Raw genomic sequence first — 18,151 nt, 5'->3', positions numbered from 1 at the left:
GCTCAGGCCTCCACGGTTAACTGATGCTGTTCGCGCTCGGCGTCATTAGCCGGGCGAATCTGGCCACGCTCCTCGACAAACAAAACGTTGTCGTCGGACTGGTCGCTGTTGACAAAATGACGGAAGCGCTTGAGTTTTTGTTCGTCCTGGATGGTTGTCTTCCATTCGCACTGATAAGTCTCGATGACACGCTGCATCTGCGCCTCTAATTGCTCACAGATGCCCAACCTGTCTTCAATAACAACAGAACGCAAATAATCCAAGCCGCCTTCCATGTTTTCCATCCATACCGACGTGCGCTGCAAGCGGTCGGCGGTGCGCACATAGAAAATCAACAAACGGTCGATATATTTGATCAAGGCTTCCTTATCCAGATTGGTGGCGAACAAATCCGCATGCCGCGGCTTCATGCCGCCATTGCCGCAGACGTATAGATTCCATCCTCCTTCTGTGGCGATGACACCGATATCCTTGCCCTGCGCCTCGGCGCATTCCCGGGTGCAGCCCGACACGGCGAATTTGATTTTATGCGGCGCGCGCAAGCCCTTGTAACGATTTTCCAGCTCGATGGCCAAACCGACGCTGTCATCGACCCCGAAACGGCACCAGGTGCTGCCGACACAGGATTTCACGGTACGCAGCGATTTGCCGTAGGCATGCCCGCTTTCGAACCCGGCAGCGATCAGCTCTCGCCAGATCGACGGCAGTTGCTCGACCCGGGCGCCGAACAAATCGACGCGCTGGCCGCCGGTAATCTTACTATACAGTCGATATTTCTTAGCGACTCGTCCCAAAGCGATCAATTGATCCGGCGTAATTTCGCCCCCGGTCACGCGAGGCACGACAGAATAGGTGCCGTCCTTTTGCATGTTGGCGAGAAAAATATCGTTGGTATCCTGCAAACCGATGTGTTCTTTCTTGAGAATGTAATCGTTCCAATAAGAAGCCAAAATCGAGCCGACGGCCTGACGACATATCTCACAGCCCCGGCCTTTACCGTGCTTGTCGAGTAATTCATGAAAGGTCTTGATTTCCTCGACCATGACCAGGTTATAAATATCTTGCCGGGTATGGGGGAAATGTTCACAAATATCGTTATTCACCTCGACGCCTGCTTTTTTCAGCTCGCAATCCAACACCGACTTCAGCAAGGGAACGCAACCGCCACAACCGGTACCTGCCAGGGTCTCGCCCTTCAAGGCCGGTACGCTGACGCTACCTTGTTCGATCGCCTGACAAATCCGGCCTTTGGAGACATCGTGACAAGAACAAATTTGCGCCGATTCCGGCAAGGCATCCGGCCCTAAACCGACCGACTCATCGGAACGCGCCGGCAAGATTAACGAATCCGGGTTTTCAGGCAACTCAATGCCGTTCAGACAATATTGCAGCAAGGTACTGTAACCCGCCGCATCTCCCACCAGCACCGCGCCTAACAGACGTGTTTTGTCCGCGCTAACCACCAGGCGCTTGTAGACTTCCGCCGAACCGTCCTGATAGGTGTACACTAGAGAACCTTGGCTTTGCGCATGGGCATCGCCGATACTGGCGACGTCGACTCCCATCAATTTCAGCTTGGTGCTCATGTCGGCGCCTTGAAAACGGTCTTCCCTTCCCGCCAGATTGGCCACGACGGTGCGAGCCATGGTATAGCCTGGTGCGACCAGGCCGAATATGCGACCGTTCCATAACGCGCATTCACCGATAGCGTAAATATCCGGATTCGAGGTTTTGCATTCATCGTCGATGACGATGCCGCCGCGCGGCCCCACTTCCAAGCCACTGGCGTGGGCGATATCGTCACGCGGACGAATGCCGGCGGAAAACAGGATCAGATCGGTTTCCAGACTGTCATCGTCGGCGAACTCCATTTTCAGTGCATGTCGATCGCCATCGGAAATGTTACGGGTATTCTTGCTGGTATGCACCTTGACGCCCAAGGCCTCGATTTTGCTTCTCAGCATCGCGCCACCGCCATCATCCAGTTGCACCGCCATCAAACGGGGCGCAAATTCCACCACATGGGTCTGCAGCCCTAGGTCCGTTAACGCCTTGCCGGCTTCCAGGCCCAACACCCCCCCGCCAACGACGACACCCACGCGTGCATTCTTGGCATGGGCCGTTATCGCTTCCAAATCCTCGATGGTCCGATAAACCAGACATTGCTCCCGTTCATGACCGGGAATTGGCGGCACGAACGGATAAGATCCGGTTGCCAATACGACTTTGTCATAACGGACTTCAAGCCCTTGCGCCGAATGAACCAATTGCCGTTGCTGGTCGATTTTCACGGCGCGATCGCCCAAATGGATTTTGATCCCTTGTTGTTCGAAAAAGCCCTCTTTGACCAAAGACAGGTCGTCAGCGCTTTTACCGTTGAAATATTCCGACAGATGCACCCGGTCATAGGCCGGCCGCGGCTCCTCGCAAAAGGTCACGATATCGAAATCATCTTTCACCTCGCTATTGATTAAGCTATCCAGAAAATGCTGGCCCACCATGCCATTTCCGATCACAACCAGTGTTTGTTTAGCGTTCATAGTGCAAACCTCTCAGTAATTCGCCAGGCATATCATCCCGGTTTCGCGTGCTTCAATTTCATTTCCAAGGTCCAGACGATCCCATCCCATCTTTAGCGCCGCAGTCCTTGATGCATCTTTTACTGTGATCATCATGGCCCCAGAATCGCCCCTCATATCATTGGCCTTCCCGTGTTGCACTTGCCCTAGTTGAAAAACTTACGGACAAAAAAAACGCCTTAACCCTCATCAAGGGGTTAAAGCGCCAATGCTTTAGGGTAACTGCCAACATACAATTTAATTAACAGAATGCAGGTATGATGCCAACTTTTATGATTGTAGTTAACGCATTGTTCTATTTATTATTTTATTGCTCTAGCCCACTGTTTTTTATGATCCCCGTCAAGAGCTTCACCGCGCCAAAAATGTGCGTTTGCACAAACTTGGTTCGTTTTTTTGTCATTTTATTTCGCTCTAAGTTAGTCGTAATCCACGCGCCCGCATGGGGCGCGACAGCGGCCGGGCTTAATCAGCCCTTCTTCAGTTGTTTCAATCCACGCGCCCGCGTGGGGCGCGACTGCGGTGCCTTTTGTGCCGCCCAGAAGATATTGCGTTTCAATCCACGCGCCCGCGTGGGGCGCGACGTTTGTCCGTGCCTTTGCTGGGCATAGGGGGTGTTTCAATCCACGCGCCCGCGTGGGGCGCGACCGTTTTGCGCCTTCGGCGAGGGTGATGCGTTCGGTTTCAATCCACGCGCCCGCGTGGGCGCGACGCTACCGCCGGTAGTCGTCCAGGCGCCACCTGAGTTTCAATCCACGCGCCCGCGTGAGGCGCGACTGGAGTCGGTCATGCGCCACATGGCGGCCGGCCTGTTTCAATCCACGCGCCCGCGTGGGCGCGACGCTACCGCCGGTAGTCGTCCAGGCGCCACCTGAGTTTCAATCCACGCGCCCGCGTGGGGCGCGACTGGAGTCGGTCATGCGCCACATGGCGGCCGGCCTGTTTCAATCCACGCGCCCGCGTGGGCGCGACGTCAAGCGTACCTTCCGCGACAGTCCCGAATTGTTTCAATCCACGCGCCCGCGTGGGGCGCGACTTTGCTTCTTCGTTCATAGCGAAATCATAATTGTTTCAATCCACGCGCCCGCGTGGGGCGCGACAACACCCAGCCCTTCGGCCAATTGCCGGGCCAGTTTCAATCCACGCGCCCGCGTGGGGCGCGACAACCGTGCTGGCCGTTGGCCGATCGGTTATGTGTTTCAATCCACGCGCCCGCGTGGGGCGCGACTTTGCGTTTTTGACCAGATCCTTGTTCTAGTTTCAATCCACGCGCCCGCGTGAGGCGCGATAAGCCGTGGCCGCCGCAGCTTGGCGTGGCGATGTTTCAATCCACGCGCCCGCGTGGGGCGCGACAAGGCCTCGGTACCCTTGCGTATCTCGCCTGGGTTTCAATCCACGCGCCCGCGTGGGGCGCGACGCGAGGTTTTGACGCAAGGGCAAAATGCCGGTGTTTCAATCCACGCGCCCGCGTGGGGCGCGACTGAAACACGTCGACCCGCTCGATGTTGTCGGGGTTTCAATCCACGCGCCCGCGTGGGGCGCGACTTTGTAGCGTGAGAATGTTGCCGCCGTTCATGATGTTTCAATCCACGCGCCCGCGTGGGGCGCGACAACCTTCGGCGTCTGGGTGCATCGAGTATCGGACGTTTCAATCCACGCGCCCGCGTGGGGCGCGACACGGCCTGCTGAGATATCCCGATCGCATCCGCGTTTCAATCCACGCGCCCGCGTGGGGCGCGACAGGAATAATTGGTTTTGGAAAAGTCCTTTAGCAGTTTCAATCCACGCGCCCGCGTGGGGCGCGACCTGCGGCCCTGGATGTTCAGCTTATCCATGATGTTTCAATCCACGCGCCCGCGTGGGGCGCGACTAATAAGTGATGTGCAGGGTATGTGCAGGATATAGTTTCAATCCACGCGCCCGCGTGGGGCGCGACATCCATGATCCTGTAGTTGTGCTAGTACATCAGTTTCAATCCACGCGCCCGCGTGGGGCGCGACATATGTGTGACGAAGTTTGCCGACACGCGTCGTGTTTCAATCCACGCGCCCGCGTGGGGCGCGACTCGGCTATGAAACCGACCTAGCTGGGTTCGATGTTTCAATCCACGCGCCCGCGTGGGGCGCGACGTTAATTCAGCCATAACTATTCCTAATTTAAATGTTTCAATCCACGCGCCCGCGTGGGGCGCGACACTTCTGGTTTGTTCTGCTGGCCATCTGGGGCGGTTTCAATCCACGCGCCCGCGTGGGGCGCGACGGCCGGAATTTGTTAAACATACACGCCTGCGCGTTTCAATCCACGCGCCCGCGTGGGGCGCGACATGCACAAAGAAGCGGAAATTCTTGTAAAGCATGTTTCAATCCACGCGCCCGCGTGGGGCGCGACTATATCCTCTTTGTGTTTTTCGCTATCGAGGATGTTTCAATCCACGCGCCCGCGTGGGGCGCGACATGAGCAAGCGGAACTCTTCGACTTTTTCAGGGTTTCAATCCACGCGCCCGCGTGGGGCGCGACGCCAATGCGTTGATTGCCGCCTATCTCGAATCGTTTCAATCCACGCGCCCGCGTGGGGCGCGACGCCAGAATCCTTGCCGCCGCTGAACGAGACATAGTTTCAATCCACGCGCCCGCGTGGGGCGCGACATGCGCGTTTTTTTCGGCTCTGTTTTGGCTTCGGTTTCAATCCACGCGCCCGCGTGGGGCGCGACATGCCAGCGGTAAAACGTCCGCTTGCTAATCCCGTTTCAATCCACGCGCCCGCGTGGGCGCGACGAGCAGCAACAAGGTCGCTGGCGGCACCAACTCGTTTCAATCCACGCGCCCGCGTGAGGCGCGACCGGGCGGGCGGGGATGACGCCCCAAAGGTGGGGTTTCAATCCACGCGCCCGCGTGGGCGCGACATCGATGCGAGTGTTCAACTTCGCGAGATCTTTCGTTTCAATCCACGCGCCCGCGTGGGGCGCGACCAGGTCTTCATGGGCGACGCCACCGGCAGCGGTGTTTCAATCCACGCGCCCGCGTGGGGCGCGACTTCTATGCGCTGTTGTTTAGTGATGATGTCCTGGTTTCAATCCACGCGCCCGCGTGGGGCGCGACAGCGTATGCAGGCAAAAAGGAAGCTAAGTATCGTTTCAATCCACGCGCCCGCGTGGGGCGCGACACGGTTTCGGAAAAATGGAATCGCAAAAAGATGGTTTCAATCCACGCGCCCGCGTGGGGCGCGACGACGCCGGAAAACAAGCTAATAACATATCTGCTGGTTTCAATCCACGCGCCCGCGTGGGGCGCGACGTCGGACCGCCTGGCAACCCCGCCCTGGTTACGGTTTCAATCCACGCGCCCGCGTGAGGCGCGACGGCCGCCCAGATATTTTCAGGCCGTAGGTGCTAGTTTCAATCCACGCGCCCGCGTGGAGCGCGACTTGACCGCACCAACGATAATGCGCAGATAAACGTTTCAATCCACGCGCCCGCGTGGAGCGCGACGTTGACCTGCTGGCCTCTAGTCTTGGTGAACTGGTTTCAATCCACGCGCCCGCGTGGGCGCGACCATACAGCGCCAGGTCCTCCGCCTCGACGGTGTCGTTTCAATCCACGCGCCCGCGTGGGGCGCGACGCCGGACAACTCGCCTTGCAGTTGCCGGCCTGAGTTTCAATCCACGCGCCCGCGTGGGGCGCGACGGCGATCTTATTACCTGCACGGACTGTGGAATGTTTCAATCCACGCGCCCGCGTGGGGCGCGACTTGTCGCGGCAAACACACGGATGACGCTGAGCTGGTTTCAATCCACGCGCCCGCGTGGGGCGCGACGTTACTGGATCGGTGAAGATGGTGACGCGCCTGTTTCAATCCACGCGCCCGCGTGGGGCGCGACGATACTAAGTCGTTGCTGGAGAAGTTTAACCGGGTTTCAATCCACGCGCCCGCGTGGGGCGCGACCAGAGCGCGGCATATTGCATCGGCATTACGCTGGTGTTTCAATCCACGCGCCCGCGTGGGGCGCGACCGTTTCCGGCCGGGTTTTCGTCGCCCCCTCATGTTTCAATCCACGCGCCCGCGTGGAGCGCGACGCCTGGGCGTCAGCCAGATCCCAGGTATCAGGGTTTCAATCCACGCGCCCGCGTGGGGCGCGACGCCCGATACGTCAGCGCCGGCCAGCTGGTTGAGGTTTCAATCCACGCGCCCGCGTGGGGCGCGACAGGTTCTGGATTCAGATGGCATCATTGGCACAGTTTCAATCCACGCGCCCGCGTGGGGCGCGACCTTACTTATTGCCTGTGGAAATGACGCCAGAGGTTTCAATCCACGCGCCCGCGTGGGGCGCGACTTTCAGTTTCCGGAAAAGAAGCTCAACAATGGTGTTTCAATCCACGCGCCCGCGTGGGGCGCGACACGGTGTTGTCTTCGGTTTCGTGGTTGTTGGGGGTTTCAATCCACGCGCCCGCGTGGGGCGCGACCGGAGGAAATCGAACGTGTGCGACAGGAACGTGTTTCAATCCACGCGCCCGCGTGGGGCGCGACATTTCTTTTTGGCTTTTTCCTGGCTGGCAATGGTTTCAATCCACGCGCCCGCGTGGGGCGCGACGGCTGAACACATCATTTTCCGGTCACACCTGGTGTTTCAATCCACGCGCCCGCGTGGGGCGCGACGGCTTAATGGTGATGGTGCCTTCATCCACCTGGTGTTTCAATCCACGCGCCCGCGTGGGGCGCGACTCCGGTTCCCAGCCTGCCTGCTGCAGCTGGTGGTTTCAATCCACGCGCCCGCGTGGGGCGCGACTTCACAATGACTCTTTTAAAAGACTCAAGAGGGTTTCAATCCACGCGCCCGCGTGGGGCGCGACCCATGCGACTGCCGCGTGATCATGCCGTGGTGGTTTCAATCCACGCGCCCGCGTGGGGCGCGACGGCCAGGACGCGCGGCAGCTGGCGGAGGAAATCGTTTCAATCCACGCGCCCGCGTGGGCGCGACGCCTGGCACGTTCTTGGCTAACCCGTAGTTTCTGTTTCAATCCACGCGCCCGCGTGGGCGCGACGCTGGATGGGGTGGCCTTCATCAGCCAGGCGGTGTTTCAATCCACGCGCCCGCGTGGGCGCGACCTCATCACCATCACAACCCCGCCCGATAGCGCCGTTTCAATCCACGCGCCCGCGTGGGCGCGACAACAAATTAGCCCCGCCAGCCACTCGAACAGAGTTTCAATCCACGCGCCCGCGTGGGCGCGACGTTGCCCGCCCGGCCGCCTGCTCCCTGATATGTGTTTCAATCCACGCGCCCGCGTGGGGCGCGACCAGGGTTTGCAATGTGCCGCAGTGCGGACAGGGTTTCAATCCACGCGCCCGCGTGGGGCGCGACTTTGCGTTCCACTGATATGGATTCTAATTCGACGGTTTCAATCCACGCGCCCGCGTGGGGCGCGACTCGCCTCCATAAGACGCAGAAACCTGCAAAAAGTTTCAATCCACGCGCCCGCGTGGGGCGCGACCAAGGAAAGGCATGCCCAGGATCTGCCTTTCAGTGTTTCAATCCACGCGCCCGCGTGGGGCGCGACTGAATCTGGCCGAGCATGCTGCGGTCAACAAGGTTTCAATCCACGCGCCCGCGTGGGGCGCGACGATTTGATCACATTCACGTCGAAGCAGATAGAGTTTCAATCCACGCGCCCGCGTGGGGCGCGACCCGATAACGCCAACAGGGCGTTCGGACATACTCAGTTTCAATCCACGCGCCCGCGTGGGGCGCGACGGTGGGCGAACTGAAACAGCTGATTGACAAGCTGTTTCAATCCACGCGCCCGCGTGGGGCGCGACATGAATTACTGTACTTTGCGCAGCAGATACCACGTTTCAATCCACGCGCCCGCGTGGGGCGCGACTCGGCGCAGCCTATTTGCCGAGGCATTTGGCCGTTTCAATCCACGCGCCCGCGTGGGGCGCGACACCGACCCGGCGCATAAATCGCACCATAAACATGTTTCAATCCACGCGCCCGCGTGGGGCGCGACGGCCAATAAAGTCATTTTGATCAAAGGCGGGTCGTTTCAATCCACGCGCCCGCGTGGGGCGCGACCGCGCTGCTATTGTCGGTTGATTTGTAAGACAAAAATACCTTGCATTCGCGAATCAACCCATTCAACGCGAAATACATTGTAATCGATAATGCGTAATTCTGAGAAATGACTGTTGTTCAATGATTTAATGGCAGTGCGAGAACTAAGGGGATTTTATGCGCGCTTGGGGTTCGCGCATCACATCAACAGCAAGCCGTCTAAATCCAGGGATTTCTTGGCGCCGATATGCTCCACTTTGCGCTTCCAATTGTTGCCCAGGTAATAAAAGCGCAAACTGTCTTCATCCGGATCCATGACGTCTATCAAATCGTTTTTCAATTGCGTCCATTGCGCCATGTCCACGTCGATTTCGAACACGGAATATTGTACTCGTTGGCCGAATACTTGACACAATTTTGCGATGCGACGCAAACGCTTTGGTCCCGTTTCGGTTTTAAAACTGACATCGTAAGTCACCAAAATCATCATCGTCAGGAACTCCGGTTATTTCCATAAAAACGGCACATAACTGTCGCAGTCGCCGCGCAGGTGTCTGGCCAGAATCTGGGCCTGCAGCCAGGGCAACATGCCGACCGGCACCGATTCCTCGAACCAGGGATGTCTCAAGTTATCCTGCTTACGCTCTTGCCAGGCCGCCAGCAAAGTGCGGCGTGGCTCTTCCTTCAATGTCACCGAGCCGTTGGGCCAGGTTTCGAAGTCTTTAACGCCCAACTGACGTTTATTGATCAGCGACAGCACGAAACGATCGACGATGGGACGGAACTCTTCGGCCAAGTCCAAGGCCAGCGAGGGCCGTCCGCTGCGCAATTGATGCAGAAAACCGCTGGCCGGATCGAGACCGGTCGTTTCCAATGCCGAACGGCAATCGTGAATCAGCAGCGTATAACAAAACGACAACAAGGCATTGACCGGGTCGGTCGGCGGACGGCGCCGGCGGGCATCGAAGGAAAAACCGGGCTTGCGGATCAGATGCCGGAACACGCCGAAATAGACTTGCGCGGCTTCCCCTTCACGACCCATCAACGTATCGATCGTATCGCAATCGGCAAGCTGATGCAGGCAGCGGGCCACGCGTTTTTCCGCCGTCCCCAGTTCCGCCGCCATCGCTTCGGCATCGGGTTTATCGCCATAGTCGCGCAAATAGCGTTTCAGCACCGCGCGTTGATTGTAAAGCTTGCCGCACAACAGGGTTCGGGCAATGACGACGCTTTTGCCGCGATCGGCGCCTGTCAGGTGCTGGGTGCGCCGCAGCAGAACGTTGCCGCTGACCGGCCCCTCGACGCGGGCCAGGAATTTGCCGAACTGGTTCAGATAGGTGATGGTGACGCCGTTTTCGGCGCAATGCGCCATCAAATACGGGGAAATGCTGACCTGGCCGAAACAGACCAAGCCTTGCAGTTTGTGAATAGGCACCCGGGCTTTCAGTTCGCCGTCGACCTTCATCACCAAATTGTCGTTGTCCTTATGCACCCAGGCATTCTGGGTTTGAATGTAGATGACATTGCGCAAGGGGCGCATGCTTATTCCTCCGCCAATTGCGCCGCCAACCATGCCGAGGCCGAGCGGCTGAAGTGTTGCGGATGGCATTGTTCCAGCAGCGAACAGTGCCGGCATTTCTTGGCCTGATACGCGGCCTTGGGGGTTTGTTTGTTTTGCACAATCTCACGGCATGCCTGAACGGTTTGCAAGGTCAGTTCGCGCAAGGCGTCGTCGAAAACGACCCGATGCCTCCGCCGCACCGAACCGTAAAACAACGCGCCTTCCGGCACGCTTACGCCTTCCATGTCTTCCAGGCACAAGGCCTGGGCGCACAGTTGCACGTCGTCGGCCCGGTGCGCCTTGGGTTTTCCGCGCTTGTATTCGACCGGATAAGGCCGTTCCGTTCCGTCCGCAAGACGGTGGTATTCCACGACGTCCGCCACGCCTTCGATACCTAACGCGGCATGCGCCAAACGCAGCGCGCGCACCGTGCGGATATCGCCGCGCGTTTCCTTATCGGCCTGGTCGACGCGCTGGTGCAGCACTTGGCCTTCGGCGGTAAATTGGTTTTCCAGCCAAACATCCTCCAACTCGATCAACGCGAATTGGCGCGGGCAGTACAGATAATGTTGCAGGCGGGAGATGAAGATGGGTTCCGGTTCCATGGATGTTGCTCGCTCTAGAGTAGTTTTTTGAATTCATCGTTGCTCAACCCGGCGTCCCGAACAATATTACCCATCGTGATCGCGTTGACCGGGTTGTGCCGGGGAATCGTGATGATCCGGCTGCCGTTGGTCATGACAATATGTTTTCCTTGCCGGGCGATCCTGAAGCCAGCTTTTTCCAGGGCTCGTACGGCCTGCAAATGTTTGACGCCGTCCAGTTTAGGCAACATGCTCCTCCGGCACTTCGACTTCCTTGACGATTTTGTCCTTGGTCAGTTCCTTCACCACCGCCAGATAATCGGCAATCGCTTCGGCGATATTCCGCAAGGCTTCCTGCTCGGTCGAGCCCTGGGAGTGGCATCCGGGAAGGCAGGGCACGGATGCGGCCACGCCTTCTTCCGAGTGTTCTAGGATCACTTGATATTTCATGTCGATACCTCACCTCGTTTGTTAAAAACCGTCGATGATTTCCGCTTGTAAACCATCCAATTCGTCCAGCTCAAAACTGCCGTCCGGATTGACGCGCAAACTTTGATGCACCTTGGCCGACGAATATTGACCGGACTTGCTATTATGCTGCCACCAAATGAGATTGTTAACCGCCATCGAGCCTTCCGGCCGCGCTGACGAGGCGTCGCCCTCGAATAATCTTGGCAGCACGGACTTGATCGATTCGGCATCGTCATCGCTGAAACCGGTTTTCTCGGCCAATTGCGGGGTCATCGCGCCGTAAGCTACATACACTGCCTGGTCGACCCGGTGTTTCATGCCCATCGTGTCGGCGCCTTTTTTGCTGCCGTCGCCTTCGCTGTTGACGCTTTTGGTGATTTGGGTGCTGGTGATGCTGACCGGCTCGATGCTGAACGCCGACTGTATGGTCACCGGGCCGCGTATCGCGATCGACACGCCGGCGGCGTCGGTTTCCTTGCCGAACGCGAATACCTGGCCGAAAGCGCGCACATCCAGCCATTTATCGCACGCTAGACGAGCGGTGATATCCTTGCTTTGTTTCTTGGCTTTAAAGGCATCCTTGCCCAACCCGATAGGCGGTTCTGCTTCCGCCCGGTGTTTCAAGCTGGTCATGCCGTCGGTCTTTTTTTCGTCGGATTGCACGAAAATCGACCGACCCTCGCCTTGCAAGCGGTCGCGGATTTTGCGTTTCAGACAAACATCGGTGATTTCGCCGTAACCGTCATAGTCGGTGCGGGGCCGGTTGCCGTTCAGCGGATCGCCGTTGGGGTTGGCGTGTTTGACGTTGAATATGATCGCGAAATCGATTTTATGGCTCAATGCGCTCATGCAGATTCTCCTGATTCTGGGGTTCCTTCGGGTAGATCGGATTTGTGTCTAAAGTGGTGGCGTTGACAATGGTAGCCGAGCAGGAATTCACCGGACAGTCGTTGTCTGCTAGTAAACTCTTGCCGGTCGAACATGGCTTTAATAGCGTCGATTTCCTTGAGCCGGTTGGTCAAGAAGCCGCCTCGCGATACGCGTAGCCGTTGCATATAGGGTTGCAGGGCCAGTTCGATCGTGCGCCAGGTTTCAAATGGACGGTCGGCGAAACGTTGCATCAAACGCGCCGCCGTAGTCGGGCGTTTTTCGCCGCCGATATTCAATGCTATTTCTTCAATGTATTCGGCGATTGCCAGTAAACGACCGTATAAATAATCGCGGGCCGCGTAATCTTCTTCTAATGCCATGGAATAGTCTCTCCGTAGATTTCGATGAGGGTGCCGGACGTAGAATCCCCTGAACAACGCGCAAGTGATGCCGAGGTTCTTCTCCCACAACCAGTGTTTGTCGCTGGAATAAGCAGTGCGGTTGCAGGCCTTGCGTATACAGTTTTCGAGCAAATCTCTTGGAAACGGCTGGCCGTCGATGATGCAAGGCAGCAAGCGTTCGATGACTTTTTTCTTCAACGTGTCGTCGACGTTTTCGCCGTATGCGGCGACTGCGATGTCCTTGGGAACCGGCGAACTGATAGGCCAAAACACTTGCGTTTTTGGTTTCTTGCCGGTTGCGTCGGTCAACTTGCGGCTATGCCGCTGCGGCCAGGCGAATTGCCGGTGCCAGTTTTCCAAACGGTCCAGGAATTCGGGGCCCACCATCTCCCGGTAATAAACGATGCCCATCCGCCCCGGCGTCGCCGAATCTATGCCCATGATGGTGATTTGTTCGTGATGGTCCAGCTTGGCGGCGTAACCGGCCATGTAATGCCTTAGTTGCTCGGCGTAGGATTGACCGGTATCAAGGCTATGGTCGATCGTTGTTTGCGTTTTTTCCGGTTCGGTTTCTTCGACCTCATCCAAGTCTTCTTCGTCGGCGGTCATCAACCAGAATGAATCGGCCAAGGGCTGCGGAATTTTCTTGCCGGACACGGCCCAGGCGACATAAGCTTGGTCGCCGTTTCTAAACCCTTGTCGGGCAACCAGCCAGCGCAAGGCATTATGCGCTTTTTGCGATGTCTCGTAGCCGATGCCACAAGCTTGCGTTTCATCTAAAAACCTGCCGCGAAAGGTGTAACCGCTGCTGTCGTTGGAAGAAATCAGTTTGGCCTTGTCGCCGGTATGGCGAATTTTGGCCGGGTGATTGACCGATAAAGCTTTTTCGTCTCCGCTCACGAAACACAAACCGGAGTCGTTTGCCTGCTGGTTGTCGTAGGCTATCCAAGCTGTTTGTATGGATTGATCCTTCCAGGTATCGGCCTGTGGATCGCCGGCATTTTCGACCGACCAACAGACCAGCGCATTGCCTTGATCCAACGCCCCCTTCTCCTTTGGCAAAACTTTGAATAGCGCGGGCGGCTCGGAATCGGCATCTTCCGGCCAACGAGTCAACAACACGTTGTGGGCGTCGGCATGCAAAACGCGTTTTGCAATCAAATCGGCCACTACAGTACCTTTAGCGATGTAGCGATAAACGGCCTCCACCTTTGCGTGGCTTTGCCCTGATTCACACCAGTCTAGTAATTGTTTTCGATACCCCTCGAAATAGGCTTTTTTCTTGCCGCCAAAATCTGGGTAATCCTTGGCGACATATTGAATTTTGTCCGCCAAGGGGTGCGGCGCCTCGCCACTGCTACGGCCGGCGGACTTTTCGGTCGCCGGCAAAACAATCTGAGTCTTTTCCAGCACAAACGCCCGCTTGAAGTTGCCTTCGCCATCGATGACGATGTTGATGTGGGCATTTTGCAAGGTGTGGCTAATTGGCATCAATCGATCTTCAGGTTTCAAATCCAACCGAATGCCTGCTTCATAAGTTCGATAAAGCTTTTCCATCCAGCTCATAACTCGGCCTCCGTGTCGTCGACTCCTTGCAGATTATCGCCGATGCCAAACGGTTTGACGCTCATCGGCCTGACCAAGCGGCTGATCGCGCAGTGCTCCGGTCTTGGAAATTCCACAATGCCGTGTTTGAGCGTGGCTTGCCAGAACTGGCTATGCAGGGCGTCGCCGCCGCTTTCGTCGGGATAGGCGAAGCTGTGAAACATCAAGCCGAAACCCAGTTCGTCGATGTCGTCGTAGGCGCCTTGTCCCGTTCCGAATTCGCACGGTTCGATGTAGCCCTGACAATCGCGGACGCCGAGAAAGATATCCTGGCGGCCGCCTTTTTCCAGCATGCGTTTGGCAATATTGTAATGCTTGCCGTCGATGCGGTCGGCGGCCAGTTCCGGGCGATGCTCATTCCATTCGAAATGGGCTTCGACCTGATATTCCACATCGCGCAAAAAGGTGTAGATCGCCAGCGAATTACCGCCGCCCCAGACCAGCGGCTTGGTGCCTTTGGTTTGGGTGCGCAAGGGCTTCATGACCCGCACTTTGTCGACATACCAGATGATTGTCGGTTTCCAGTAGATGGATTTGAGCACGCCCTTGATGGCTTCGTAGGTCGGCAGATGATAGGAGCATTTCTCGCCGCCTATCTTGGTGATGGGGTCGGTAAACAGGGCGTAACGGCCCCATAAACGAAAACTGATGCGGTTTTTCATCCATTCATTCCCTGCGCATGGCGCATTTATCCTCCGGCCCGGCCGGTTGTTACCAAATAAGGGAGTCGGCTTTGGCGACGATGTCGGTGGACAAACCGAAATCCGGGCTATAGTGGCGTTCGTCCAAATAGTAGACGCCCTCGCCCGGATGAATTTCGTGTACGGCTTGTTGATCGACCAGCGTACGCCAAACCTGGGGGAATACATTAACACTAAACTTCTGCGCCTGTCTCAAAAAATCGCGATAGGCGGCCGCGTCGAACTGTGTCGACAGGCCGCATAAATTATTGATCAATTGTTCGGCTTCTTCGTTGTACGGAACGATAACGGCTTGCGTCGGCGCGTCGATAGCCTTGAAGTTGTCGGCGGCGGTTTTGAAGGATTGTCGCAATTGCCAGGGTTCCGTGACGCCGATATTGTTATCGTTCGTGCTCAGTAGATTAAGCAACGAGTCATGCCTAGCTGCCTGTCTCGCCTTGAGCGGATAATCCATTTCGGATGTCCGTTCGTAGAAATAGTAGCTGAAATACAGCGTCATCGCTTCTATCGACAATAAGTCTTGGTCGCCGATCTCGCTCAACAGGCGTTGCGCCTTGTCGCGGCCGATTTTTATGTCCGGCAATAGGTCGATGGACTCTTCAGCCGGATTGACGACACGAACCGTGGCTTCGGATCGTCTGCCGTTCCGGTTGCATCGGCCCGCCGCCTGGGCGATGGAGTCGAGGCCGGCAAGAAACCGAATGACCGACGCGAAATCGATATCGACGCCGGCTTCGATCAGTTGTGTGCTGATGCACAATACCGGCCGCCCGTCGTCCAAGCGTTGCCGGATTGTGCAGAACAGGTCTTTCCGGTGCGCCGGGCACAGGCTTGTGCTCAAATGAAACAAACTATCGCTGTCCACCGTTTCGAGACAGCGTTGATACAGTCGTTGCACCCAGGCTTTGGTGTTGACGATGACCAGACAGTTTCCCTGGTTTTCGAATTCGTCAGTCGCCAAATCGGCGATCTCCTGTTCACTCCAACCGTTCGGCCAACGGGTGAGGTCGCAAATGTTGACCCGTTCCAATTGCTTGAACAGCGCCGCCGGGTCGTCCATCAGTTCATTTTGCGGTGGAATGCTCAATTGCCCTTTGTCGGGCGCTTGCAGTTTGTCCAGCAACGGTTGAGTCGCCGTACACAATAACGCCGTGGTTTGGGTTTGCGTACTCAGGAAATTGATTGCATTGCAGAATAAATGCGTACAGCGAATCGGCAGGGTTTGAATCTCGTCGAAGACAATCACGCTGTTCGCCAATTGATGTAAACGGCGCACGCCGCGAGTGCCACCGCCGAACAGTGTTTCCAGAAATTGCACCATGGTCGTTAACACAATCGGCGCATCCCAATTTTCTGCGGCAAGCTTGCTGTGCCAAGTCTGGGTCTCGGGCTCCAGGTTGCTGTGATGTTCAAGCACCCAAGGGAATCGATCTCCCTCGCGCTCGACAATGGTGCGAATGGCGGCGGCGTTCTGCTCGATGATCGAGGTATAGGGAATCACATAAATAATGCGTTCCAGACCATGGGTTCGGGCGTGATGCAACGCAAAACGCAAGCTGGCCAGGGTTTTGCCGCCGCCGGTCGGCACGGTCAGGGTGTAAACGCCTTGTGAACCGGCGGCCCGGCGTCTGCAAGCATCGGAAATCCGCCGGCGTATGGCGTCTATCGGCGTCGCCTCGCTGGTTCGGCCGGACAACTCTTGCAAATGCTCTTCCAGCCTGTCGATAACGACCGACCATGGAGTTTGTTCGCGGGAGCGATAGGTTGAATTATCGGGATTTTCGAAATCGGCGCTGCTGATGCGATCGGCATCGATCAGGCAACTGAACAGAAACCGAGTCCAAAAACCGATATTGAAAGTATGTATCGTCTTCGACGGCGAGATTGCCGCCAGAGTCTGTAACCTTTTGACAATCTTCGACACCAAGGCTTTGTCGGCCAGCGCTTCCGCCCTGGCCAAGATCTCGCGGCCATTTCGTATGCACTCTTCGAGATGGGTTTGTTCGTCCGCTTTGTCCGCGCGAATTAAAAAACCATTCTCTCCATCCGGTTTCAGGCTGTCGATCAAGCCGCTGTGATGAGAAGCGACGCACAAGGCAAGAATTTGCCCGCAACACTTGCCTTGGCCGGCCGCGCCGTATTTTTTCAGGGCCTGCCAAATCCATTGAGCGCCGGCGCTCGAATGGTCTATCTTGCCTTTCGCGGCTTTGGCGTCGATATAACCGTCGTCATGATCGGGATCAAGCATCCCGGTTGCCGAACGAATATAGTTTTGAAACGCCATACTGTATTTGCCGAAGTCGTGTAACAGGCCGACCAATTCGCCAGTCTCGGCCGCATCGATTTTGGCGGCCAGATGCTTACTGATATTTGCAACTTCGCCTAGGTGAATCGATAAGGCTTGGATCTCCCGGTCAGACTGACGAATATGAGCAATATGATAAGAATTTATTTTGTCCATGGTAATAGCCTTACTGAAGTTTCCCAGTTTTTAGGGGGGGTATCCTGACTTGTAGGGGTATTTTTTTATGGGTTTGCCATGTTTCACGCAAACCCTGTTAAAACCAATGTCGCTCTGGACACTACAACGGATTGCTTTCTGAATTATTAGGTAACTTCAGTACTCCTATTTGTGAGCAGAAATTCCCAATTTGGAGATCAAAAAATGCATAAGCTGTGTCTGGCGTCAAGGCCCCAGGGATGGGTTTACCCAGCACCTAAATTCCATGGCTACAGGACTATATTTTACATTCCAGGATAATTTAGGTGCTGGGTGAACGGCGCTTCTCAACAGACAAACCCTTGTGCTTAATACGGCTAAAATATTAAAACTGGGAATTGCCGCATTGAGCGGCTCGTTTGCCATTCAAAGACAAAGCACTGTAAGACGCTGGGAATCTCAATAATTTCCGAAAACAATCCTATCAGTTTAAAAGAGTTCAGAAAGATTTGCTATCTATTAACGGGCTCGCTACCGCTTATATTCGGCTAAGGATATGGTCGTAAATAACTTCCAGGATCAGCCCTTTCATTCCTCGCTCTGCGGAACGGGGACATTGGAGCATCCCTGACTGGGTTTCCATGCAGAGCACTTGCCGTTATACACAAGTATGTCGTAGGCTGGCTGAGCGATAGCGAAGCCCAACATTTCCGGCGCGCCTCAATTTGTTGAGGCTTCATTTTATTCAGCCCAATCTACACAAATTTAAGACATCCCGCAATTTATGTATAACGCTAAGCGCAAAGCAAGAAAACTCTATCGGGATAGTTATTTTTAGCAAAATCCTAACGAACTATCCAAAGCGCTAATCATGTTCCCCCATTTTG

General features: G+C 56.2%; 10 protein-coding genes and 3 CRISPR repeat arrays. All 10 genes read right to left on the bottom strand.

Annotated elements, in window-relative coordinates; translation table 11 throughout:
* Positions 1-2: 2 nt before the first annotated feature.
* On the bottom strand, positions 3-2,540 hold the full coding sequence (gene nirB / locus Q9L42_RS05070; RefSeq protein WP_349432154.1) for a nitrite reductase large subunit NirB: 2,538 nt from the start codon (positions 2,538-2,540) through the stop codon (positions 3-5).
* 1,042 nt (positions 2,541-3,582) lie between these two features.
* A CRISPR array of direct repeats spans positions 3,583-5,290; the repeat unit is 32 nt; unit sequence GTTTCAATCCACGCGCCCGCGTGGGGCGCGAC.
* Between the two features lie 225 nt (positions 5,291-5,515).
* Positions 5,516-7,490: direct repeats of the CRISPR family, unit length 32 nt; unit sequence GTTTCAATCCACGCGCCCGCGTGGGGCGCGAC.
* 351 nt (positions 7,491-7,841) lie between these two features.
* Positions 7,842-8,652: direct repeats of the CRISPR family, unit length 32 nt; unit sequence GTTTCAATCCACGCGCCCGCGTGGGGCGCGAC.
* A gap of 178 nt (positions 8,653-8,830) precedes the next feature.
* Positions 8,831-9,121: a CRISPR-associated endonuclease Cas2 gene (gene cas2 / locus Q9L42_RS05065; RefSeq protein ID WP_305909515.1), complete on the bottom strand. Its 291-nt coding sequence runs from the start codon at positions 9,119-9,121 to the stop codon at positions 8,831-8,833.
* 15 nt (positions 9,122-9,136) lie between these two features.
* Entirely contained in the window at positions 9,137-10,171 is a 1,035-nt protein-coding gene (gene cas1c, locus Q9L42_RS05060) for a type I-C CRISPR-associated endonuclease Cas1c (RefSeq protein ID WP_305909516.1), read from the bottom strand.
* A gap of 2 nt (positions 10,172-10,173) precedes the next feature.
* Positions 10,174-10,797, bottom strand: a complete 624-nt coding sequence (cas4, locus tag Q9L42_RS05055; RefSeq protein WP_305909517.1) for a CRISPR-associated protein Cas4 — start codon at positions 10,795-10,797, stop codon at positions 10,174-10,176.
* Positions 10,798-10,811: 14 nt separating this feature from the next.
* Entirely contained in the window at positions 10,812-11,027 is a 216-nt protein-coding gene (locus Q9L42_RS05050; protein WP_305909518.1) for a type II toxin-antitoxin system HicA family toxin, read from the bottom strand.
* Positions 11,017-11,226, bottom strand: coding sequence for a type II toxin-antitoxin system HicB family antitoxin (locus tag Q9L42_RS05045; protein ID WP_305909519.1), 210 nt, complete (start codon positions 11,224-11,226; stop codon positions 11,017-11,019). The genes Q9L42_RS05050 and Q9L42_RS05045 overlap by 11 nt, the downstream gene beginning before the upstream one ends.
* 21 nt (positions 11,227-11,247) lie before the next feature.
* Positions 11,248-12,096 (bottom strand): type I-C CRISPR-associated protein Cas7/Csd2, encoded by an 849-nt coding sequence (gene cas7c / locus Q9L42_RS05040; RefSeq protein ID WP_349432153.1) that lies wholly within the window; start codon positions 12,094-12,096, stop codon positions 11,248-11,250.
* Positions 12,093-14,084, bottom strand: coding sequence for a type I-C CRISPR-associated protein Cas8c/Csd1 (gene cas8c / locus Q9L42_RS05035; protein WP_349432152.1), 1,992 nt, complete (start codon positions 14,082-14,084; stop codon positions 12,093-12,095). Before cas8c ends, cas7c begins: the two co-directional genes overlap by 4 nt.
* The gene (gene cas5c / locus Q9L42_RS05030; protein ID WP_305909524.1) at positions 14,081-14,785 is read right to left on the bottom strand and encodes a type I-C CRISPR-associated protein Cas5c; all 705 of its coding nucleotides are present in this window, start codon (positions 14,783-14,785) and stop codon (positions 14,081-14,083) included. The genes cas8c and cas5c overlap by 4 nt, the downstream gene beginning before the upstream one ends.
* 49 nt (positions 14,786-14,834) lie before the next feature.
* A complete protein-coding gene (gene cas3 / locus Q9L42_RS05025; protein WP_305909525.1) occupies positions 14,835-17,285 on the bottom strand; it encodes a CRISPR-associated helicase Cas3' in 2,451 nt (816 codons plus the stop codon).
* Positions 17,286-18,151: the final 866 nt, after the last annotated feature.

This window comes from Methylomarinum sp. Ch1-1 (genome assembly GCF_030717995.2).
In the GTDB taxonomy this organism is placed as follows: Bacteria; Pseudomonadota; Gammaproteobacteria; order Methylococcales; family Methylomonadaceae; genus Methylomarinum; species Methylomarinum roseum.
This window is presented reverse-complemented; position numbering and strand designations above follow the sequence as displayed.